General features: G+C 36.7%; 20 protein-coding genes. 13 read left to right on the forward strand and 7 right to left on the reverse strand.

Features of this window, described 5'->3' with window-relative positions; genetic code table 11:
* Nucleotides 1-6 precede the first annotated feature (6 nt).
* Entirely contained in the window at nucleotides 7-381 is a 375-nt protein-coding gene (locus HNQ94_RS11335; RefSeq protein WP_174496601.1) for a PH domain-containing protein, read from the forward strand.
* 67 nt (nucleotides 382-448) lie between these two features.
* Here the strand turns inward: HNQ94_RS11335 and nadA are convergent, their stop codons facing one another.
* From nadA to nadB, 3 genes are all read right to left on the reverse strand, one after another.
* Entirely contained in the window at nucleotides 449-1,555 is a 1,107-nt protein-coding gene (gene nadA, locus HNQ94_RS11340) for a quinolinate synthase NadA (protein WP_174496600.1), read from the reverse strand.
* A gap of 548 nt (nucleotides 1,556-2,103) precedes the next feature.
* Nucleotides 2,104-2,937, reverse strand: coding sequence for a carboxylating nicotinate-nucleotide diphosphorylase (nadC, locus tag HNQ94_RS11345; protein ID WP_174496599.1), 834 nt, complete (start codon nucleotides 2,935-2,937; stop codon nucleotides 2,104-2,106).
* The gene (gene nadB / locus HNQ94_RS11350) at nucleotides 2,906-4,483 is read right to left on the reverse strand and encodes an L-aspartate oxidase (protein ID WP_174496598.1); all 1,578 of its coding nucleotides are present in this window, start codon (nucleotides 4,481-4,483) and stop codon (nucleotides 2,906-2,908) included. The genes nadC and nadB overlap by 32 nt, the downstream gene beginning before the upstream one ends.
* Before the next feature lie 102 nt (nucleotides 4,484-4,585).
* Here nadB and HNQ94_RS11355 point away from each other — a divergent pair, with 102 nt between their 5' ends.
* Genes HNQ94_RS11355 through ykzP form a run of 3 tightly spaced genes read left to right on the forward strand, consistent with a single transcriptional unit; the run spans nucleotide 4,586 to nucleotide 6,547 of the window.
* Entirely contained in the window at nucleotides 4,586-5,716 is a 1,131-nt protein-coding gene (locus HNQ94_RS11355) for an IscS subfamily cysteine desulfurase (protein ID WP_174496597.1), read from the forward strand.
* Between the two features lie 59 nt (nucleotides 5,717-5,775).
* Entirely contained in the window at nucleotides 5,776-6,309 is a 534-nt protein-coding gene (locus HNQ94_RS11360; RefSeq protein WP_174496596.1) for a transcription repressor NadR, read from the forward strand.
* A gap of 58 nt (nucleotides 6,310-6,367) precedes the next feature.
* On the forward strand, nucleotides 6,368-6,547 hold the full coding sequence (gene ykzP, locus HNQ94_RS11365) for a protein YkzP (RefSeq protein WP_174496595.1): 180 nt from the start codon (nucleotides 6,368-6,370) through the stop codon (nucleotides 6,545-6,547).
* A gap of 31 nt (nucleotides 6,548-6,578) precedes the next feature.
* On the opposite strand, the gene HNQ94_RS11370 is transcribed toward ykzP, so the two are convergent.
* A complete protein-coding gene (locus tag HNQ94_RS11370) occupies nucleotides 6,579-8,282 on the reverse strand; it encodes a putative bifunctional diguanylate cyclase/phosphodiesterase (protein WP_174496594.1) in 1,704 nt (567 codons plus the stop codon).
* 221 nt (nucleotides 8,283-8,503) lie between these two features.
* Here HNQ94_RS11370 and HNQ94_RS11375 point away from each other — a divergent pair, with 221 nt between their 5' ends.
* Nucleotides 8,504-8,989, forward strand: coding sequence for an HIT family protein (locus HNQ94_RS11375; protein WP_174496593.1), 486 nt, complete (start codon nucleotides 8,504-8,506; stop codon nucleotides 8,987-8,989).
* A 175-nt stretch (nucleotides 8,990-9,164) separates the two neighbouring features.
* Here the strand turns inward: HNQ94_RS11375 and HNQ94_RS11380 are convergent, their stop codons facing one another.
* From HNQ94_RS11380 to HNQ94_RS11390, 3 genes are all read right to left on the reverse strand, one after another.
* Complete coding sequence (locus HNQ94_RS11380) at nucleotides 9,165-9,347, reverse strand: SE1832 family protein (RefSeq protein WP_174496592.1); 183 nt, start codon at nucleotides 9,345-9,347, stop codon at nucleotides 9,165-9,167.
* A 23-nt stretch (nucleotides 9,348-9,370) separates the two neighbouring features.
* On the reverse strand, nucleotides 9,371-10,216 hold the full coding sequence (locus tag HNQ94_RS11385) for a GNAT family N-acetyltransferase (protein WP_174496591.1): 846 nt from the start codon (nucleotides 10,214-10,216) through the stop codon (nucleotides 9,371-9,373).
* Nucleotides 10,217-10,425: 209 nt separating this feature from the next.
* Nucleotides 10,426-11,202 (reverse strand): zinc ribbon domain-containing protein, encoded by a 777-nt coding sequence (locus tag HNQ94_RS11390; protein ID WP_174496590.1) that lies wholly within the window; start codon nucleotides 11,200-11,202, stop codon nucleotides 10,426-10,428.
* 376 nt (nucleotides 11,203-11,578) lie between these two features.
* Between HNQ94_RS11390 and HNQ94_RS11395 the strand changes: the two genes are divergently transcribed.
* The 8 genes from HNQ94_RS11395 (at nucleotide 11,579) to HNQ94_RS11430 (ending at nucleotide 20,809) form a co-directional block, all read left to right on the forward strand.
* Nucleotides 11,579-12,640, forward strand: a complete 1,062-nt coding sequence (locus HNQ94_RS11395) for a multicopper oxidase domain-containing protein (protein ID WP_376697747.1) — start codon at nucleotides 11,579-11,581, stop codon at nucleotides 12,638-12,640.
* Nucleotides 12,641-12,817: 177 nt separating this feature from the next.
* Nucleotides 12,818-13,231, forward strand: a complete 414-nt coding sequence (locus HNQ94_RS11400; RefSeq protein ID WP_174496589.1) for a hypothetical protein — start codon at nucleotides 12,818-12,820, stop codon at nucleotides 13,229-13,231.
* A 627-nt stretch (nucleotides 13,232-13,858) separates the two neighbouring features.
* On the forward strand, nucleotides 13,859-14,419 hold the full coding sequence (locus HNQ94_RS11405) for a TRAP transporter small permease (RefSeq protein ID WP_174496588.1): 561 nt from the start codon (nucleotides 13,859-13,861) through the stop codon (nucleotides 14,417-14,419).
* Between the two features lie 34 nt (nucleotides 14,420-14,453).
* On the forward strand, nucleotides 14,454-15,731 hold the full coding sequence (locus HNQ94_RS11410) for a TRAP transporter large permease (RefSeq protein ID WP_174496587.1): 1,278 nt from the start codon (nucleotides 14,454-14,456) through the stop codon (nucleotides 15,729-15,731).
* A 108-nt stretch (nucleotides 15,732-15,839) separates the two neighbouring features.
* Nucleotides 15,840-16,940, forward strand: a complete 1,101-nt coding sequence (locus HNQ94_RS11415) for a DctP family TRAP transporter solute-binding subunit (protein ID WP_221452546.1) — start codon at nucleotides 15,840-15,842, stop codon at nucleotides 16,938-16,940.
* Nucleotides 16,941-17,239: 299 nt separating this feature from the next.
* Entirely contained in the window at nucleotides 17,240-17,614 is a 375-nt protein-coding gene (locus tag HNQ94_RS11420; protein WP_174496586.1) for a MerR family transcriptional regulator, read from the forward strand.
* A 13-nt stretch (nucleotides 17,615-17,627) separates the two neighbouring features.
* Complete coding sequence (locus HNQ94_RS11425) at nucleotides 17,628-19,145, forward strand: class I adenylate-forming enzyme family protein (RefSeq protein WP_174496585.1); 1,518 nt, start codon at nucleotides 17,628-17,630, stop codon at nucleotides 19,143-19,145.
* Nucleotides 19,142-20,809 (forward strand): acyl-CoA dehydrogenase family protein, encoded by a 1,668-nt coding sequence (locus tag HNQ94_RS11430; protein ID WP_174496584.1) that lies wholly within the window; start codon nucleotides 19,142-19,144, stop codon nucleotides 20,807-20,809. The genes HNQ94_RS11425 and HNQ94_RS11430 overlap by 4 nt, the downstream gene beginning before the upstream one ends.
* Nucleotides 20,810-20,852: the final 43 nt, after the last annotated feature.

The raw sequence follows: 20,852 nt of genomic DNA on the forward strand, positions 1-20,852 counted from the left end.
AAATGGATGGGATTATTTGATGGATTAATGGGCAATGCATCTGAAGTAAGTGTGGAGGAAGCGCAAAAAGAGTTTCGTGAGTTATTGGCACCAGGAGAACAATTGGAGAAAGCTTATAAGCTTATCAGAGATTTGTTTATATTCACTAATAAAAGGTTAGTTTTAGTAGATAAACAAGGAATGACTGGAAAAAAGGTGGAATATCATTCCCTGCCTTATAAAAGTATTACCCATTTTAGCATTGAAACAGCAGGCAATTTTGATTTAGAGGCCGAAATGAAAATATGGGTTTCTGGTTCCGCCACTCCTATCGAAAAGACATTTAATAAGCAACTAAATATTTACGAAGTACAACGGGTACTCGCTTCGTATGTTCTTTAATGAAAAAAGCCTAGCAAATTATTTGCTAGGCTTTTCGACAAAATTCGGGTGGTGACAGGCACAAAGTCTACACATGCTCAAGCATTTTAGCAAGTGCTTGCCTTGCGTTTTGGGCATCGAATTCAGTGACGGTAATTTGATTGTGTGTACCTGTTTGTACGATGCTATCAAGACACCATGCAAGGTGAGGTAAGTCGATTCGGTTCATCGTTAAACAAGGGCACATATGGGGATTTAGTGAAATAATATGCTTATCTGGATTCTCTTTTATTAACCGTTTGACTAAGTTCATTTCTGTTCCTATCGCCCAAGATGTCCCTTTTTCTGCTTTTTCAATGGCATCAATAATATACTTTGTAGACCCTGCTTCATCTGCTAATTCCACAACTTCTCTACGACATTCAGGATGGACAATAATTCGCATGTCCGGGTATTGTTCACGTACTTGTGCGACATTTTGAACAGTGAAGTTTTCGTGAACGGAGCAGTGTCCCTTCCATAAGATAACTTTTATTTCCTCTATAGGTCCTTCATAAAGAAGCTCTTCTTTAATTGGATCCCATACAGCCATTTTTTCTAATGGAACACCTAAGTTATAAGCTGTATTTCGACCTAAATGCTGATCTGGTAGAAATAAGATTCTTTCCTTTTGTTCAAATGCCCATTTCACCATCTTCTCCGCATTAGAGGAGGTGACAGTTGCACCCTCGTTTTTCCCAACAAAAGATTTTATAGCTGCAGTGGAGTTTACATAGGTTAAAGGCAAGATTGTAGATCCAAATAATTTTGTGAGTTGCTCCCAAGCCCGCTCTGTTTGATGAATATCGGCCATATCGGCCATTGAGCAACCAGCTCTCATATCAGGTAAGAAAACTTTTTGATTTTTGGTCGTTAAAATATCTGCGGTTTCTGCCATGAAATGAACACCACAAAAAACAATATACTCTGCTTCCTCATTTTGTTCACATAGCTGCGCTAATTGAAGAGAATCCCCTCTGGCATCAGCGAATTGAATAACCTCATCCTTTTGATAATGATGGCCTGGAATGAAAAGCCTTTTCCCTAATGACTTCTTCACATCCCAAACAAATTGTTCTAGCTCTTCTGTTGACATCTCTCGAAAACGATCTGGAATAGTTGTGCTATTTTGCTCTAAAACTTCTAATAAGTTCACAACACACACTCCCTATTTTTATTGTTTTTTTATTTTTTATAAAGGCTTTAAATGCTGTTTTTCTTTAAACTACGACATAGCTATAGCTTTGTTGGTGAGTGCTATACAACCGCTTCGGCAGCATACTTCGCTTTCCGCGGGCCCGGCCTCAGCCTCCTCGCGGAAAAAGCACCGCTCCGGGGTCTTCAGACATGTGCTATCCCGCAGGAGTCTTCGTATTCTGCCTACACTGGTAATATCTTTTTGATTTAAGAGTAGTAATTAGCCCACAAAGTATAATAATCTTTCACTCTAATGAATTAAGTACTTTAAATTACAGTGCTCATGACCAGCGAAGGAAATACACGTAGACTCCTGCGGGACAGCGAAGACGTTGAGACCCCATAACGAGCGACCTTTGCGAGAGGAGGCTCAGCGCGAGCCCGCGGAAAGCGTAGTGTATTTCCGTAGCGGCTGGGATTAAACAGGTAAAGTACGTCAATTTTCCATCTATGATGACGGATTAAGAACACCATTCTTTAAAATAAATCGTCTTACTAAAAGGTGATTTATATTTTCACTTTTACACTAATATCTAATGCAACAACAGAATGGGTTAAACAGCCCATGGATATATAGTCAACCCCAGTATTAGAATAACGTGGTAAATCCTCGATCTTAATCCCTCCAGAAGCCTCTGTAACGATATGTTTTGGCACATACTGGATTAGCTCTTTAATAGATTCGGGTGTTTGGTTATCGAACATAATGACATCTGCGTTTGCATGGACAGCTTCAAGCACTTGTTCCTTTGTTTCGGTTTCCACTTCAATTTTGACCATATGACCGATATGCCTCCGAATTCTCTCTACAGCTTTCGTAATCGAGCCAGCAAAGGAAATATGATTATCTTTTATCATGACTGCATCATACAATCCAAATCGGTGGTTAAAGCCTCCACCCGCTGTAACGGCATATTTCTCCAGCATTCTAAGACCAGGGGTTGTTTTTCTCGTATCACATATTTTTGTACAATCACTATTTAAAAGCTTAATAGCTTCATTCGTTTTCGAAGCAATTCCACTCATATGTTGAACTAAATTAAGAACAACACGTTCCCCTTTTAGTAAATCTGCTGTCTTCCCTTGTACGACAGCTAATTTTTGACCTTTTTCAATCAAGCTACCGTCTGAAACAAAGAGAGTTACGTCAGCTGTAGAATCTAAAATGGGAAATCCAATTTTTATCACTTTTTCCCCACAGAATATACCATCATCCTTTGCGATAAAGACGATTTCTCCTGTAGCTTCCGAACCAAATAGTACATCGCTCGTTACGTCTCTTTCTCCGATATCCTCCAAAAAGAAAGCCTCAAGTAGTTGCGTAAGCTTTAATTTGTTCATCATACTCTTCCTTTCTACTATTTTGATCCAGTACTATATGTGTTTGGTCCCATTCTTCCAGCTCTAGAGGGAAATCGGAACGGTAATGTCCCCCTCTGCTCTCTTTTCTTTGAAGAGCTGCAGAAGTTATAAGCCATGCAGTTGTTAGCATAAAAATTTTCGTAACCATTTTGATGGAGTAGTGCTCTAAGTTTTTGGTTAAGAGTGTGTTTGCTTTATATTTTTCTAACCACTCTAATTGTTGTTTAAGCGATTCTTCTGAACGTACAATTCCTGTGTTTTTCATCATCCTAGTTTGTAATTCTCGCAAACTAGGAAGTAGGGTTTTGCTAGAAAGAGAAGGAGTAGAGCGTTCTTCATACTGTTGAACTAAATTTTCTGAACGGTTTATGAAGCTTGCTAAGTTTCGCCCAAATACTAAGCCTTCTAGCAAAGAATTACTAGCTAGTCGATTTGCACCGTGAACTCCGGCGCATGCTACTTCCCCAATGGCATATAGCCGATTAATATTGGTGCATCCATTTTTATCGGTTTTAATGCCTCCCATTAAAAAGTGACTACCTGGTGCTACCGGAATTTTTCCTTTTTCTATAGACACACCATTTGATAGACAGAGCTCTGAAATGGAAGGGAATCTTTTTTCAAAATCCACAATCATCGATATATCTAAATACACTTGTTTGCCATTTTGTAGATTTTCAAAAATCGTTTGGGACACAATATGTCTAGGTGCTAAGTCCTCTAGTGGATGTATGCCCTCCATTATTTTGGTTCCATCTTCTAATAAAAGTTTGGCACCCTCTCCACGCACAGCCTCTGAAATAAGTCCTTTTGTTACCCCGTTTACATATAAAAGTGTTGGGTGGAACTGAACAAACTCCATGTCTGTTAAGGCAGCACCTGCTTGATAAGCTAATGCAATTCCATCTCCTGTTGCTGTTAGTGCATTAGACGTAAAAGAATACACCTGACCTGCACCACCTGTTGCTAGTACGATGTGATCGGCGTGTATCGTTTCTGTTTTGTTATTTTCATATTTACCTTTTATCCCAAAGCAAGTATTTGATTGTTTATCTATTAATAATTGAAAAACGAAAAAGTTTTCCATTACGGAAATATTGTGTGAAAGTTTCTTTGTAAGGTGATCTATCATAATTTTTCCAGTCTGATCACCACCACCGTGAACAATACGATTTTCATGATGAGCACCTTCTCTACCTAACAAGACCTTTCCGTCAGAATCTTTATCGAACGGACAGCCCTCTTTAATCATGGATTGCAGGATAGATGGAGCTGCTTTTGTTAGCATAGCAACGGCTTCTACATCTTGCAGGTGGCGGCCTGCCTCTAGCGTATCGTTTAAATGTTTAATAAAATGATCACCTTTTCCTATGGCACAGGCTATTCCGCCCTGAGCTTTGTAGGAGTTACTCTCTGTTAAATGAGACTTTGTGAGGATTATCACATTCTTATCCTTGTCAATATGTGTGGCAAGCTGCAAGGCAGCAATCCCACTACCAATAATGATGACATCCGTTTTTTTCACTTCTTATTCCTCCTGATTTTACAGGTGTCTTGACACCTATATTGACACAGAATTAAACTAATAACAAGTAAATTTAATTAAAAATTAGGAAGTTGATGGGATATGAAATATTTCGATTATGCAGCTACTTGTCCAATTAGAGACGAAGCGTTAGAGTTATTTGTCAAGACGTCACGTGAGTATTACGGTAATCCGAATAGTTTACATGATATCGGCGGAAAAGCTTTTTCCTTACTAACTACTTGTAGAAAGGAGTTAGCCAATTTACTAGGAGTAGGTGCAGAGGAAGTATACTTCACTAGTGGTGGGACAGAGAGTAACCATTTGGGTGTGAATGCCCTTTTATCAGCACAGGATGACGAAAAAAAACACATCATTACATCCTTAGCTGAGCATTCTTCCATTCAGCAAGTATTAGGTAAGATGGAACGAGAAGGATATGACATAACTTATTTACCCCTAAATCCAAATGGAGTTATAAATGTGAATGAACTGGAACGTGCTATTAGAAAAGATACAGCACTTGTTTGTATTCAGCATGGTAATGGAGAAATTGGAACGATACAGCCTATTTTAGATATTGCTTCTATCTGTCAGGAACATCAAATATTGCTGCACACAGATTGTGTCCAAACATTTGGAAAGGTTGATATAAAACCAATAGCAGAAGTGGTAAATAGCTTATCGATTTCAAGCCATAAAGTGTACGGTCCCAAAGGGGTAGGGGCAATGGTCGTAAAACAAAATACGAATTGGCAATCACCATTTCCATCTGTGACCCATGAGAAAGGTATGCGTCCTGGTACGATAAACGTGCCGGGTATTGCAGCTTTTACTATTGCAGCACAGTTAACAGTTCAAAATAGGCAAGAAAATATGGATCGAGCAAAAGACTTTCGAAAAGCTTTCATTGAAGAATTGCAGCCAATTTTGAATCGACTTACAGTATATGAAGGATTAGATGACGAGCAACTCTTTGCTATCATAGGCTTTTCCGTTGAAGGGATAGAAGGGCAGTGGCTGATGTTAGAGTGTAATCGACTAGGCTTTGCTATTTCTACAGGAAGTGCTTGCCAAGTAGGAAGCCAGGCTATTTCTAAAACGATGTTAGCACTTGGGGAAACAGATAGAAAAGGAAAGGAATTTGTTCGTGTGTCATTTGGTGAAAAAACGACATTAGAAGAGCTGCAAGCTTTAGGGAGGTCTATTGTACAGATAACTACAATATTTTAATTGCGTGATACATTGAGGTAAAATAAGGATAGATTATTTCCGTGGAATGGGGAGTAAACATGAGCGATGAGAAAATTTTAGGTGAAGAGCGCAGGGATTTTATTTTAAACTTCCTAAAAGACCAGACAGAACCAGTAACCGGTGGAGAACTTGCTAATAAAACCAACGTAAGCAGACAAGTCATTGTTGGTGATATTTCTTTATTAAAGGCAAAAAATGAACCAATTATGGCTACGAGTCAAGGTTATATTTATTTGCGTTCAACGAAGGATTCCAATCAAGTGGAACGGACAATTGCTTGCTATCATCCCCCTGAGAGAACGGAGGAGGAATTAAACATTATTGTTGACCATGGTGCGACCGTTAAAACAGTGACGATTGAACATCCGATTTATGGTGAGTTTACGGCGTCTATTATGGTGTCAAATCGTAGAGATGTAAAAAAATTTGTAAAGAAAGTGGAAGATTCAAATGCAGCTTTGTTATCGGAGCTAACGGGTGGAATTCATCTTCATACCATTGCAGCTGAAAGTGAAGAAGCATTAAATGAAGCGGTAATGGCTCTAGACAAGGCAGGGCTTTTGATGAAATAACTCCATGTATGATTTCTTCTTTTTAGAAAAAAATAGTGAGGAAAAGGAGGGTCATATGATGACAAAAAGAAAGACAGCATACGATGCTGCAAAGCAAAACAATAAAACACCAACAGAAAGCACTCCGGATATGGAATTTGCAGCGGAATATACAGATGAGAATATGAAAAAAGGTGCTAACCGTAATTCCAAAAGAGGTAGACAAGGTAAGGGTATGAGAGGTACAGAAGAGGATTAATCAAATGAAAAGAGGATGTCGTGATAAACTTTCACGACATCCTCTTTTCATACTCGGTTAAACTTATTTTATTTTCTTCTAATTTTTTCATAATTTCCAGTACTGGAAGAGGTTTACTTAAATAATAGCCTTGTATTTCATTGCAGTCCATTTTTGTTAATAATTCAATGTGCTTCCACTTTTCAACACCTTCAGCAGTCACTTCTAGATCTAGGTTTTTAGCCAGTTTAATAATCATTTGTACAATTTGTTGATCCTTTTGATGGTAGTCCATATTCATAATAAAGGATTTATCTATTTTGATTTTCTGTACGGAAAGCTCCTTTAAATAATTGAGGGAGGAATAACTAGTCCCAAAATCATCTAGAACTAAACGAAATCCTACATTAGATAATAGTTCAAACTGTTTTTGTGCAGAAGGGATGTGTAATAAATCACTTTCCGTTATTTCTAACTCTATTTTACCAGGATCAACTTTTTCTTTTGCAATTATCTTCTTTATGTCCTCAACAAAATTGGCGTCATTTAACTGAACTGGTGAAATATTTATCGCTACTTTAATATTTGGATTGAGCTTTTTAAATGCTTTCATATCTTTACATACTTGCTGAATAACCCATTTACCGATAATCTTGATCAGCTGGTTTTGTTCAGCTAATGGGATAAATTCATTAGGTGGGACTAGGCCGAAATTTTGATGGTTCCAACGTAACAATGCCTCTACGTTTAAATTATTTTCTCTTATGTCTAGTTTTGGCTGATAATAAAGTAGAAATTGACCTTTTTGCAATGCATAAGATAGGTCTCTTTCCAACGTGTTTTTGCGACTATTATCAGACCAATCTGTATCATTAGGTAAAACGATTTGGGTATCGACTTTCGACTTCGCACGCAACATTGCTTGAAAGGCTTCAGCCATACTTGATGGAATGTCTAAAGTGGCTGGATTGATAGTAGCCACTCCAATGGATGGGGTGACAATTGTTTCAAATTCCTCTGTTTGAAAAGGGTGGTTAATTGCTTCATAAATTTGGTGAGCGATATCTTTCCCTTCCTCAGGGTAATGTATTTGTACACCGATGACAAATTCATTACTAGATACTCTGCTTAACAAATCTTCACTTTTTAAAAATCTTTTTAAGCGGTTTGCTATTTGTTTTAAGAGCTCAGTCTCTACATTACGATTCGTGTATTGTATAAAGGAAAGTTGATTAATCGATATATAGTACAAATTCCACATAGAACCTTCGTATTTCTTTAATTTTAACGTCGAGTTTAACGCCGAAATAAAATTATCTGAGAAAGGTAAACCTGTAATAGGATCATAGGCTTGTTTTTTTTCTAAATTAACTACGTGGGTTATATCTCTCGTTAATCCAACAACATAAGTTTCCTCGTTATATTGAAAAGGAATAAGGACGGACTCTCCGTATTTTTCTTCGTTATCCATATTTAATCGATCTCGAAATGTAATCGGCCCATTTTTTTCTACTGCCTCATAGTAATGTTCATTTAAGTGCCCAGCAATATGGGAATGGTAAATTTGACTAATAGTTTTACCGATATCATTATCTTTTAAAGAAGCTAACTTCTTAGCATTTTCACTGACCCGTATGTACTGAAAGTCTTTTGGGGGCAAAAATTTCATTAAATATACGATATCAAATAAAGACGTAAATATATGAAATAATTCATCTTCATTAAATAACATATGATGTTTATTTGGGTTCTTCATAGGATTTATCACCTGTATGTGTTTTTTGTTAGTTGGTTATTTATTATTTATACCCCACAGAAATGGTAGTAAACTTAGGGTGTGTATAAGTATACACATTTGTATCTTACCACTTATTTATGGAAAATACATGATTAGTTGGTAAAATATACGTATTTATGTATATTACTATCGAAATGGATTATAATTTTGTAGATATAGTCGAAGGGTGGAAAAAATTCTTGAAAAAAATAACGTTAGCAAATGGTCAAACCGTTGAAGTAGAGTGTTTAAGCTGTGCTATTACTAGTGGGGTTGTGGAGCCAGAGGGTGGAGTTGTAGTTGAAACAGAACATTTCCATGCTCATCAAGATGTGGCGTATCCTGTTAAAGGTTTAGTCATTTTAGCTTCCAAACGCCATATTAAATCCTTTGATGAACTAACAGAAGAAGAAGCACTAGATTATATCCATATTTTGAGGAAAATTAGAAAAGCACAACGAGACTTATTCCAAATTGAGCATGTTTACTACTTTTACAATGAAGATACAACCCATCACTTTCATACGTGGATGGTACCTCGTTATGAGTGGATGTATGAGTTTGGCCGTTCTGTAGAATCCGTGCGCCCAGTCCTACTTCATGCCCGGGAGCATATGAACGATAGCACACATGTTAACGAAGTAAGGAAGGCAATAAAGGAATTACATGACTATTTAAATAAGTAAGATGGAAGCATCCTGTCTATACAGGATGGCATAAGTTATATACGGTAGTGAAGTCACTGCCACTTAGGGACTTGACTGAGGCCCAAAAGGGCTAGGTAGCTGGAGCTAGATTTCTCGGATTTATATTTTCTTATTTATAAATAAAAACGTCCTTCCAAAAGAAAGGACGTATATTTTATTCTTCTATATTAGCGAGTTGATCTCTTAACTTAGATAACTCACTTTCCATCCGTTCTAATGTTTTTTCTAAAGGAGAAACTCTTCCCCCGACAGCCTCAAGTTTATCTAAATCTCCTTGTATACGAATGTAATCCATTTTCAGTTGATCTATTTGTTCTTGAATTTCTTTTCTGGACATAAGGCCACTCCTCCAATCATACGTTAACTAAATTCTATCACAATCGATTCGGCAATTGGTTTATAACCAATTGCCATATAAATTTTGTTTGAAGTAGGGTTGGAAAGGTCAGTATAAAGTGTGCAAAATTCCTTGTCCTTCAAAATTATCTCACTTACTTTTTTTACTATGGAAGAGGCATATCCTTTCCCTCTTTCTGAATCAGGAGTATAGACGTGGTTAACAACTGCCCCATTTGTCGTTTCTCTTCCTATAGCTGTCATGGAAACTGCTTTACCATTAACTTTCCACATAAACATTGTTTTATTGGCAATCTTGTCTATCATCATCTTTTCTGCCTTTGCTTTTGAGACAGGCATAATTCCAGTATCATGAATAAATGCAAACAACCAATCCATTAATAGTTCTAAATCTTCTGTTTGAGCTAAAGTCAGTTCCCCTTCGCTCTCCTCGATATCATTTACCTTATCTAACCTATAGACACCTTGTTCCATAGAAATAGACAAGTTTTTACCAGTTGTATTTGCCCATTCGCTTGCAAACTTTGTTGCTACTACTCTATCCCCTATAACACTAGGGATAGAGTACGGGGAGTCTATTAATTCCCTCACAGCCAAGGCAATGATTTTATCAGTAGGGGCACCCTCGGCTACGGATATAATCAAATGGTGTGGAGGAGTCATTAAAAAACTAGCAAGAACTTCGTTGTCTCTTTCAATCAAAGCACATAAAGCATTTTCTTCTTTATTTGATTTAACAAGTCGGTTTAATAAGCCAAGGGGCAAGTTATTTTCTGCCTCCTGCTGAAATAGTATCGTGTTCGCTTTAGATGCAAATTCTTGTATATTAGAGTAATAGTTCCATTGCATAACAAACCCTCGTCTCTAGGTTAAATTTTTCCCATTTTAATGCGGATTAGGTTATCTGTCAACAATTTTAATGAAAGCCCTGAGACCCGCAAAGTAATATGCTACTGTACTTATACTTCAAAAGAAACAATCATCACTAACAGATCCTGAAAAACAAAAAAGGGTGACAGGATATCCCCTGTCACCCTTCCGTTGTTAAAAGGTTTGGTTTAAAACAAGCCGCCCCCAAAAATACCTGTATAGAAGGAATTAATAAACATATTTCCTACTACTCCTAGGATCACTAGCGCAAGTACATAAACGACAAAAGATAAGTATAACTTATCATGCCCATTAGCCGTTTTCGTTTGGCCATTTTCAAACAAAATTAAGGCTGGTATAACAAAAACTGCACCAACTACCCCGATAGCACTTGCAAGAAAAGCAAGAGAAGTAAGCTTAATAAGTCCAAATATTATCCCTAATAGGTAAACGACAGTAAATGGAATTAAATACCCACCAAATTTTGCAACGGTTAACTGGAAGCTACCTTCCTCTTTTGCAAAAACTTGAACTCCGTATGTAAGGCCTGCTGTACCAAATAGTAATACTAAAAATCCAATTAAAGGCTTGATAAAAAAGTCAAAGAAAGATACGCCACCTAAAATGGCCATGGATGTATTAAGCGATATAAACATAAATAACGCTGTGATAAGTGCATAAATACTAAACGTGATAATACCAGAGACGAAATCGCCCTCTGTTAAGTTACGTGCGTTTGTTGGTTCTTTTAGATGTTTAACTAAAAATTCCCCATAACCTTGACCAGTTGACTTTAATTTTTCCATTGTTTCGTTCGGTACTTTAGCCTGAGTTGGTTGCTCGTTTACTTCTGATACTGGATGTTCTGCAGCTGCAGCTGCTTCGTTATTGCTTTCCATTTGAGTTCCACATTTGGAGCAAAACTTTTCATTCTCTCCAACTTGTCCGCAGTTAGGACACTTCATGAAAACACTTCCTTCCTGTTATCTTTTCTGACTAAGTTTATGTTTTTGTTATGCCTATAGAACGGTTGGAACAAATTAATAAGCATAACATGAGCCTGCTACATAACCAATTTCGACATTTCACCTGTATATTCCTTGTTATATAAAACATTATTTAAATAATTTAAAAGAGTTTAGTAATCAGGTTTGTGAAGCGTGTCACAAATAATTCACAAAAACAAGCTCTGCATGTGATTATTTTCACATGTGTATAAACAACTATCTTTTACTATTAGAAGTGAAAGGAGGGCAATAAGAATCTTCAGAGAAGGATCTACAAATATAACTAAAATGCTCTCTAAAAAATAAAAAGAGGTGACCTAAAGTGAAAAAGAGAATGCAGACGTTAATGGCGATGTTGTTGTTGGCGGTAATGTTAATTGTAACTGCTTGTGGTGATCAAGAGGGTCAAACAGAGGTAAAACCAGATCCTTCTCCAGCTGAGACAGAAAAAGTTCAGGCTGATGAAGTCGAAGTAATTGCCCCGCACGAAGGATTGAACCAAGCTCCTATTCCATTAATAGTGGAAAGGATTAGCGAAAATGAAGTAAATGTTGAAATGACTGCCCAAATTACAGATATTGAAATAGCAAAAGGAGAAATGTATAAAGCCTGGACTTTTAATGGAGAAGCTCCAGGACCGGTCGTAGTTGTCAATGAAGGAGATATAATTAACTTCACCTTGAAAAATTTAGATCCAGCCATTCCTCATAGCATGGATTTCCACGCAGTGCATGCTGCACCAAGTGAAAAGTTTATCGATATTATGCCTAATGAGGAAGGTACTTTCACATATCCAGCAAATAAGCCAGGAGTATTCATGTACCACTGTGGAACAAAACCAGTTTTAAGTCATATTGCGAACGGAATGCATGGTGTTATTATCGTAAAACCAAAAGACGGATATCCAACAGATAGTGAAATTGACAAAGAGTTCGTCTTAATCCAAAACGAGTGGTATAAGTACAATGATTTGGACGATATGATGAATGGTGAACCGAGCCAAGTAGTATTTTCTGCAAAAGCATTACAGGAAGGTGACTTAAATACAAACGGAACAACGTATAGCCTTCAGGAAACACCGTTATTAGCTAAAGTAGGGGATAAGGTAAGAATATATGTTAACAACGTGGGACCAAATGAAGTAAGTAGCTTCCACGTGGTAGGCACCATTTTCGATAACGTATATATTGATGGAAATCCAGCGAATCATATGGAAGGATTACAAACAGTAATGCTACCTGCAAGTGGTGGGGCTGTAGTAGAATTTACAGTAACAGAAGAAGGTTCTTACCCAATTGTTACCCATCAATTCAACCATGCTACCAAAGGTGCAGTAGCCATTTTGAAAGTTACGGCAGATGGATTAGATGATGGAAGCGAAGTTATGAGTCATTAAAACGAGGACAATCCGAGAAGCAAAGGCGCTTCTCGGATTTTTCTTTTCTATAAATATTCACTTTAGCACAGCGAACGGAAAGGCTGAACATAAACCCTATTGCAAGCCTATTCGCTTGGTGATAGATTATGACTAGAGAAATTTTTAAAAAAGTTAATCAATATAGGAGGCGCGACATTGAGTAAGCAAAAGCAAAGGAAACCATTCTTTTTTATAAGTTTGTTTTTTATAGTTGTAGCATTAGGAGCTTGTAGCAATGATTCTTCACTGAAAGGCGAATGGACTGTTATTAATGTAGAGGATAATATGGAAGAGTTAAGCTCGCAGAATGACTCAAGTGAAACGAACAAATTAAATGAAGTAACAACAGCAATTAACTTAAAATTAATCTTCACCAACGGAGCTACATATGATTTCGAGGGTGATGAAATTAAAACAGAAGCGTTCACCTTAGGATATGAAGTACCTGAAGATGGAGTGATAGAAGTCATTACTCCGGAAAGTAACCAAACAATACCGTTAACCTATGAATTAGAAGGTAATAAGTTAATTCTTAAGTCATCATTATTAGAAATTACTTTAGAAAAATAGTAATGAATTAAGGAATCTTTATGAAAAGCTCGCATAGCTCATGTAAATTTCCTATCGTTCAGATTATCCATAGTGCAGAATCTTTTGGTAGTAAAATGTGGCTATTTTCAACTAGCTTCTACTAATAGTTGAATGGAAGGAAGTAACAAAGCACATGATTAGCACAGTGTATCTTACTAGCGGTCAGATTTAGTCACCTTAAGTTACTTCACATGTTAAGGGTTGGGTATCAAAAGAAATAGTAATTTCTAAATCATTTATGAGTAAGTAGTTGTATAGAAATCAGTGTAATTCCGATTTTGGAGGGACACTGGTTTTTTGTTTTAATGGAACCGGCTAATATTACTAAACTAATAGAAATCTCATCCATCCTTGATAAAGAAGAGTAACAAATGACTTGCTACCTCAAGCGATTTTGGAGTATATGGGACTATTTACTAGTATTTGCGGTTATATTTATAGGAATTGTTTCATATAGTAAAATAACCCCGTCATACAACAAATAATTGTAAATAATTAGCGTATAAGCAATTTGAGTCATCTTCGAAAATCTCCTATCATTTAATATATGCGAAAAATATCCACCAATAAATTTCTTTTACATCCCTTGGAGGAGGAAGAAAAGAATTGAAAATATTTAGTATGGTTGACAAGTTCATCATGAAACTTGAAGAGTTTATATTAAGTTTTGCAGTTATCGTTATATCGATTATGACTGTTGGAAATGTTATAGCTCGTGAAATATTTAAATCGGGTTTTTTCTGGTTTAACTTAGAAGTGAGCAAGTTTGCAATCGTGATCGCAACTTTTATGGGGATTTCTTATGCAGCGAGAAAAGGGAGACACATTAGTATGTCAGCTTTTTATGATTTTTCCCCGTTTAAAGTTAGAAAAATAATGATGATTATTATTAATTTCATAACGGCTATTATACTTCTATATTTAGCTTATTTATCATTTAATTATGTTCAAGCAGAAATAGACAAAGGAACAGTTACACCAGCATTACAAGTGCCCCAGTATTTGATGGTAATATTCATCCCACTTGGATTCTTTATGGGTGGAATACAATTCCTTCGTAACACATGGGTGAACATAAAGGATAAAAAGAAAGTTTATCTCGGTATTGATGCCGAAGATTACAACGATAAAGAAAAACGTGAATTAGAAGATGAAATCCACGTTTAAAAGTAAATAAATTAATCATAGAAAGGAAACTTTTATGTTAACAACAATGATAGCGATTATGGTTGTTTTACTGTTGTTGAACTTCCCTATGATGATTCCGCTTATAGTAGCACCCTTAATAGTGGCTTTTATCTTTTTCCCGAACCTAAACCCAAACTTGTTAATGGATCAACTATTAACGGGAATTGAATCTCCAGTTCTATTGTGTGTGCCATTATTTATCTTTGCGGCGGATATTATGACTTCCGGAAAGACATCTAATAGACTGCTAGATTTTATTGGGGCATTTGTTGGTCATATTCGTGGGGGATATGCAGTAACAACATCAGCAGCTTGTACGTTGTTTGGTGCCATTTCGGGTTCAACACAGGCGACAGTTGTTGCAATCGGTAGACCTATGCGTGAACGCCTTTTGAAAGTTGGTTACAAAGATTCAAGTGCGATGGCACTAATTATTAATTCTAGTGATGTTGCACTATTAGTACCACCAAGTATAGGCATGATTATTTACGCGCTTGCTGCAGGACAAGGTGTGTCTGTCGGTGATTTATTCATTGCCGGTATTATACCTGGAATTATCGTATTCTTAAGTTTTTCTATCTACAGTTACTTTTATGCAAGAATAAGGAAAATACCTCAAGCTGAAAGAGTTAGGTGGAAAGATAGATTTGCTTTTTTAAGAAAGGCAATATTACCTCTAGGATTCCCAATACTTGTTGTTGGAGGAATCTATACAGGTACCTTTACACCAGTAGAAGCAGCTGGTATTTCTGTTCTATATGCATTCGTTTTAGAGGTAGTAATCTATCGTTCAATTCACCTAAAAGAAATACCGAAAATTGCCCTATCAACTGGACTCGTAACATCAGCGGTTTTTGTGTTAGTGGCTGGTGGGCAAGTGTTTACTTGGGTACTTGGTTATGCACGAATTCCTCAACAAATTACAGAAGCAGTTTTGGGCACGGATCCAAGTGCCATTTACGTTTTAATAATGGTTAGTATTTTCTTCTTTATTGGATGTATGTTTGTTGATCCAATTGTTGTTATTTTAGTTTTAACACCAATATTTGTACCTGCAGCAGTAGATGCAGATATCAACTTAATACATTTAGGCATTATCATTACTTTCCAAGCAGCATTAGGTTCTGCCACACCGCCATTTGGGGTCGATATATTTACCGCCAGTGCGGTCTTCAACAAACCTTATTGGGAAGTAATTAAGGGAACACCACCATTTATCATCATGCTATTGATTATTGGTGTGCTGTTGATCTTTATTCCAGAACTATCATTAATGTTATTACCAGATTAAGTTTTTAAGAGATTCATGTAAACGATGAGTCCTTAAATATAAATTTCAATAAAAAATTACTAGGGGGTAATTACTATTTTAAACAAGAAGAACATTCTTGGACTAATTTTGATTTTGACGTTGGGTCTTTTCCTAGCTGCGTGTGGTGGCGGAGATGATACTGATGAGACAAACACAGGTGATAATGGAGATTCGGGTACGGAAACAGATTCTGGAGATTCTGGTTCTGAAGGTGATTCAGCTGAAGCAGAATTTGAGTCTGACACATGGAGATTTATTACAGAAGAAGTTGAAGGTCAAGTACAATATGTGTATGCAGAAGAGTTTGCTAAGCGCATAAGCGATAAAACAAATGGTGCCATTACAGTGGAACCATATGAGTATGGCGGACTAGGTTCTGAAACTGACCAAGTAGCGGCATTACAAGATGGTGCTGTTGAAATGGCAGTAATGTCACCTGGTTTCACGGGTAACATGGTAATGGAAGGTCAAATCTTTGCTTTACATTTCCTATTCCCAGAAAGTGTAGAAAAAACACAAGAAATTTTAAATACAAGTGAAGCTATTAACACGGATTTAAGAGCTCAATATGAAAATCACGGAATTACACCACTTGCATTCTGGACGGAAGGTGCAATGGCATGGTCAAGTAACATTGGGCTAGAAGAACCATCTGATTTTGAAGGTTTCCAAATGCGTGTGCAAGATTCTCCACTTATGATGGAATCTTATAAAGCGTATGGTGCAGAACCACAAGCTTTAAGCTGGGGTGAGCTATACACTGCACTAGACCGTGGTACAGTAGAGGGTCAAGAAAATCCTGTTTTCTTCATCTATGATGCTTCTTTCTATGAAGTACAAGACACGGTTACTATTTCTAACCATAACAACTATGTAGCAATGACTACAGTTAATACAGACTGGTACAATGGTCTTGATCCAAAGGTTCAAGCTTTAATTGATGAAACAGTTGAAGAAATGCAGTCTTGGGTATATGAAGAGCAAGACAGACAAAACTCTGAATTCTTAGAGCAAATGAAAAATGATACAGAACACCCAACAGAAGTTATCGAACTAACAGAAGAGCAACGCTCAGCATTTAAAGAACTTGCACTTCCTGTACGTGACTACTACAAAGAAAATGTTTCTACAGTAGATGGTGCAATTCTAGATAAACTAGTTGGTGAAATTGAAGCAGCAATGGAATAAGGATAGACAGAAGCTCGAGTGTTTTTTTCACTCGAGCTTTTTTATACTGTAAAAGTTTTAAATTTGTTATAAAACGAAGGTTTTCCATAAGAACTTGGCGACAAGCCAAGTTTTTCTAATATAAGTAATATACCCCGCGCATTGATGAAAATGCCAATTAGCCCTGAATTCTCTATCAATACTATTTACCTGCAAAGCTTTAATGGCCGTAAAGTTTAATCATCTTTGTCCTTATATTGACATTAACGTAAACGTAAACTATAATATGTTTAAAATATTCAGAAAGTTGAGTAAATTTAATGACTACATACACCATTTCACAATTAGCCAATGAATTTGATATTAGTACCAGAACTATTCGTTATTATGAAGAAAAAGGTTTAATTGCACCACAGAGAAATAATGGAGGACAACGTATTTATTCAAGGAAAGATCGAGCTCGACTGCGCCTTATTTTAAGGGGGAAAAAGTTTGGTTTTTCACTCGAGGAAATTGCTGAAATGATACTACTGTTTGATGAGGACCGCACAGGGAAAAAGCAGCTTGAGGTTACAGTCAAATATGGAGAACAAAAGTTAAAGGAGGTAGATGTAAAAATTGAAGAGATGATAGAGCTACGATCAGAAATAGAGCACTTTCTTACTGATTTCAAAGAAAAAACCAAAAATTTATAGGAGGTTTTTCAAGATGAACATTTCTGAATTGTTGTCACGTAATGCAAGAAAATTTAAGGACAAAGTAGGATTTGTTACACCATCTGAACGACATACGTATGGAGAAGTAAATGAGAAGGTGAATTGCCTAGCAAACGCATTATACAAAGAAGGAATTGGCGATGGTGATAAAGTTATTTTGTTTACACCGAATACGATGGAATTTATTTTTAGTTATTTTGCCATTCAACGTCTTGGAGCAGTGGCTGTACCTATAAATGCAAAACTTGCAACGGAAGAAATTCGATATATTGTTGAACATAGTGAAGCAAAGGCGTTTATCGGGCACGAACTTTTATGGGGTCAAGTTGAACCACTTGTTGAGGAAGCAAATTTATTATGGGTATCTACAGGAAAAAATACAGACAAATGGGTTAATTTAAACGAACTAATTGAAAACGGTTACAACAAAGAAATACAATCTTTCAAAAAGGAAGATGATATTTGTACGATGCTATATACCTCAGGTACAACGGGTAAACCAAAAGGTGTATTACTTTCTAATCGTAATGTATTAGCTGTAGCAACAATGATGTGTATCGAAACAGGAATAAATGACGAATCAACTCTTCTTCATATGATGCCGCTAAGTCATTCAGCTCCCCTGAATTTGTTCTTCGTAGCAGGAACATATGTAGGGGCAACGCATGTATTAGCTCCAACCTTCACTCCAGATCTTTTACTACAGTTAGTATCAAAAGAAAAAGTTACTCACTTTTTCGGTGCACCAGTTGCCTATTTACTTACAGCAAAACACCCAGAAATTGATAAATTCAACCTTTCCTCTGTTAAGCGCTGGGTATATGGTGGAGCTCCACTATCCAATCCAGAAGTACAATTCGTCCAATCAAAATTCAAAACAAATGATTTAATGTGTGTGTATGGATTGACAGAAGCAGGACCGAATGGAACCTTCTTAAGTCCGGAAGATCATGAAGAAAAAGCAGGTAGTATTGGAAAAAGAGCAGCTTTAAATTGTGAAATAAGGATTGTGAATGAAAAAGATGAGGATGTTGCTGTAGGAGAAATCGGAGAGATAATTCTTCGGGGTGAAGGAAATATGGTGCAATACTATAAAGACCCTGAAAAAACGGCAGAAACTATTCGCAATGGATGGCTCTATACCGGTGATATGGGAAGAGTGGATGATGATGGCTTTTTCTGGGTGGTAGATCGAAAGAAGGATATGATTTTATCTGGTGGAGTGAACATATATCCGAAAGAAATTGAAGATGCGTTAAGAACACATCCAGAAATTGAAGATGTTGCGGTTATTGGAGTTCCGCATCCAGAGTGGGGAGAAACCGTAAAAGCTTATGTCACGGCCTCACAGCCAATAAATGATTTAGAAACAAGCTGTAATTCTTACTTAGCTAACAAGGTAGCAAAATTTAAAATACCAAGAATTTATGAGCAAATAGAAGAACTCCCAAGAAACGCCACAGGCAAAATATTAAAACATCATCTAAGGGAAGAGGGGATAAAAAGTTGAAAACGTTCCACCAACAAGAGGCCATTCTAAAAGAAATTTTAAAAAACAAATTGAATGAACCATTTTATCAGTTTGCGGAGAAGGAATTAGAACAATATTATCAGAAATGCTATGAAGAGTTTGATGAAAGAGCGAGGCATACGGATCGAGAGGGACAACCGAAATTAGTGAAATACAATAAGTTTGGTGATGATATTTCTGAAATATGGGTGAATGAAGGCTATAAGCAGACGGTAAAGGATACATATAACACAGGTATAGTGGGTTATGTTCATAAACCAATACCAGAGCTAGGCCTTTCAGGTAATTATGTTTACAGTTATGCGCAGGGGTATTTATTGTCACAAGTGGAACCTGGATTTTATTGTCCTGTTACGTTAACGATGGCTGTGGCTTATATAATAGATCAATTTGCAGATGAGGAACTAAAAGAACAGTTTCTCCCTCACGTTTTATCTACAGGAGAAGTGGAACTGTTTGAAGGGGCTACTTTTCTAACGGAAAGACAAGGGGGTTCTGATGTTGGTGCAAATGAAGTAGAAGCAGTCCAAGAAGGTGATCACTACCGTCTTTTTGGAGAAAAGTATTTCGCATCAAATGCAGGTCAATGTGGAGTGGCTGCCGTATTAGCTCGTATGAAAGGGTCTCCATCTGGGACAAAGGGATTAAGTTTATTTTTAGTACCATGGAAAAGAGAAGACGGAAGGAATAATCAAATAACAGTAAGACGATTAAAAGATAAGCTTGGTGTAAAAGCTGTTCCGTCTGCAGAAATTATATTGGAAGGATCAAAGGGTTATTTAGTTGGTGATCCGAAACAAGGGTTTTACTATATGATGGAGGCATTGAACCTATCGCGGGTTTGTAACGCAATTGCGTCCCTTGGAATCATGAAAAGAGCCTTGGATGAGGGTTACGAATATGCAAAATGGCGAGATGCTTTTGGTCAAAAAATTGTTCAATATCCAATGGTGCAAGAAACATTAACAAACTTACAGGCAAGATATGAGGTTCAACTATCTGCACTATTTGAAACAATTGAACTTTTTGATTACGTCATGAAAAATAAAGAACAAGCAACACCAGAAGAAATTGCTTTAAATCGCTTATATATTGCCCTTATGAAAGCTAGAACTGCTTCAGAGGCAATTGGTTTTTCACATGAATCGATAGAACTTCATGGTGGAAATGGGTATATAGAAGACTTTGTAACACCAAGGTTATTAAGAGACGCACAAGTTCTTACCGTATGGGAAGGAACAGAAAACATTTTAGGACTTGAGGTTCTGCGCCTTATGAATAAATACAAAGCGCATGAATTATTTATTAGTGATATGGAAAATGAGCTTGCAAATGTAGAAGGGTACGAAATGGAAAAGAGTATAATTAAGGGAAAAGTGGAAGACCTTAAAGTTCTTATAAGTAAACTTCAAGGACAAAATGAAACAGTTCAAACCTATCATGCTAAGAAGGTTGCTTACCATATGACCAATATTTTATTAACCGTGCATGCACTGTCTAGAATTGATGGAGAAAGAAAAGCAAATATTGCCAAATTATTTATAAATAATCTCTATGGACAAAATGGGTTTGATGAAGAAATGCTAGGAATAAAACATTTTGAGTCCATTATGCATCCAGAAAAAAATTTAGCTAATGTTTAAGAGCAAATTGAATTTGTAATGTTTGACAAAAGTAGATAATATA

The sequence above is a fragment of the Salirhabdus euzebyi genome (assembly GCF_014207435.1).
Taxonomy (GTDB): Bacteria; Bacillota; Bacilli; order Bacillales; family Alkalibacillaceae; genus Salirhabdus; species Salirhabdus euzebyi.

Excerpts from the sequence above, each read along its gene's own strand:
- HNQ94_RS11335 (WP_174496601.1), top strand. The coding sequence starts at position 7 with ATGGGATTATTTGATGGATTAATGGGCAATGCATCTGAAGTAAGTGTG.
- nadC (WP_174496599.1), bottom strand. The coding sequence starts at position 2,937 with ATGAACAAATTAAAGCTTACGCAACTACTTGAGGCTTTCTTTTTGGAG.
- HNQ94_RS11355 (WP_174496597.1), top strand. The coding sequence starts at position 4,586 with ATGAAATATTTCGATTATGCAGCTACTTGTCCAATTAGAGACGAAGCG.
- HNQ94_RS11360 (WP_174496596.1), top strand. The coding sequence starts at position 5,776 with ATGAGCGATGAGAAAATTTTAGGTGAAGAGCGCAGGGATTTTATTTTA.
- ykzP (WP_174496595.1), top strand. The coding sequence starts at position 6,368 with ATGACAAAAAGAAAGACAGCATACGATGCTGCAAAGCAAAACAATAAA.
- HNQ94_RS11370 (WP_174496594.1), bottom strand. The coding sequence starts at position 8,282 with ATGAAGAACCCAAATAAACATCATATGTTATTTAATGAAGATGAATTA.
- HNQ94_RS11380 (WP_174496592.1), bottom strand. The coding sequence starts at position 9,347 with ATGTCCAGAAAAGAAATTCAAGAACAAATAGATCAACTGAAAATGGAT.
- HNQ94_RS11385 (WP_174496591.1), bottom strand. The coding sequence starts at position 10,216 with ATGCAATGGAACTATTACTCTAATATACAAGAATTTGCATCTAAAGCG.
- HNQ94_RS11390 (WP_174496590.1), bottom strand. The coding sequence starts at position 11,202 with ATGAAGTGTCCTAACTGCGGACAAGTTGGAGAGAATGAAAAGTTTTGC.
- HNQ94_RS11395 (WP_376697747.1), top strand. The coding sequence starts at position 11,579 with ATGCAGACGTTAATGGCGATGTTGTTGTTGGCGGTAATGTTAATTGTA.
- HNQ94_RS11410 (WP_174496587.1), top strand. The coding sequence starts at position 14,454 with ATGTTAACAACAATGATAGCGATTATGGTTGTTTTACTGTTGTTGAAC.
- HNQ94_RS11420 (WP_174496586.1), top strand. The coding sequence starts at position 17,240 with ATGACTACATACACCATTTCACAATTAGCCAATGAATTTGATATTAGT.
- HNQ94_RS11425 (WP_174496585.1), top strand. The coding sequence starts at position 17,628 with ATGAACATTTCTGAATTGTTGTCACGTAATGCAAGAAAATTTAAGGAC.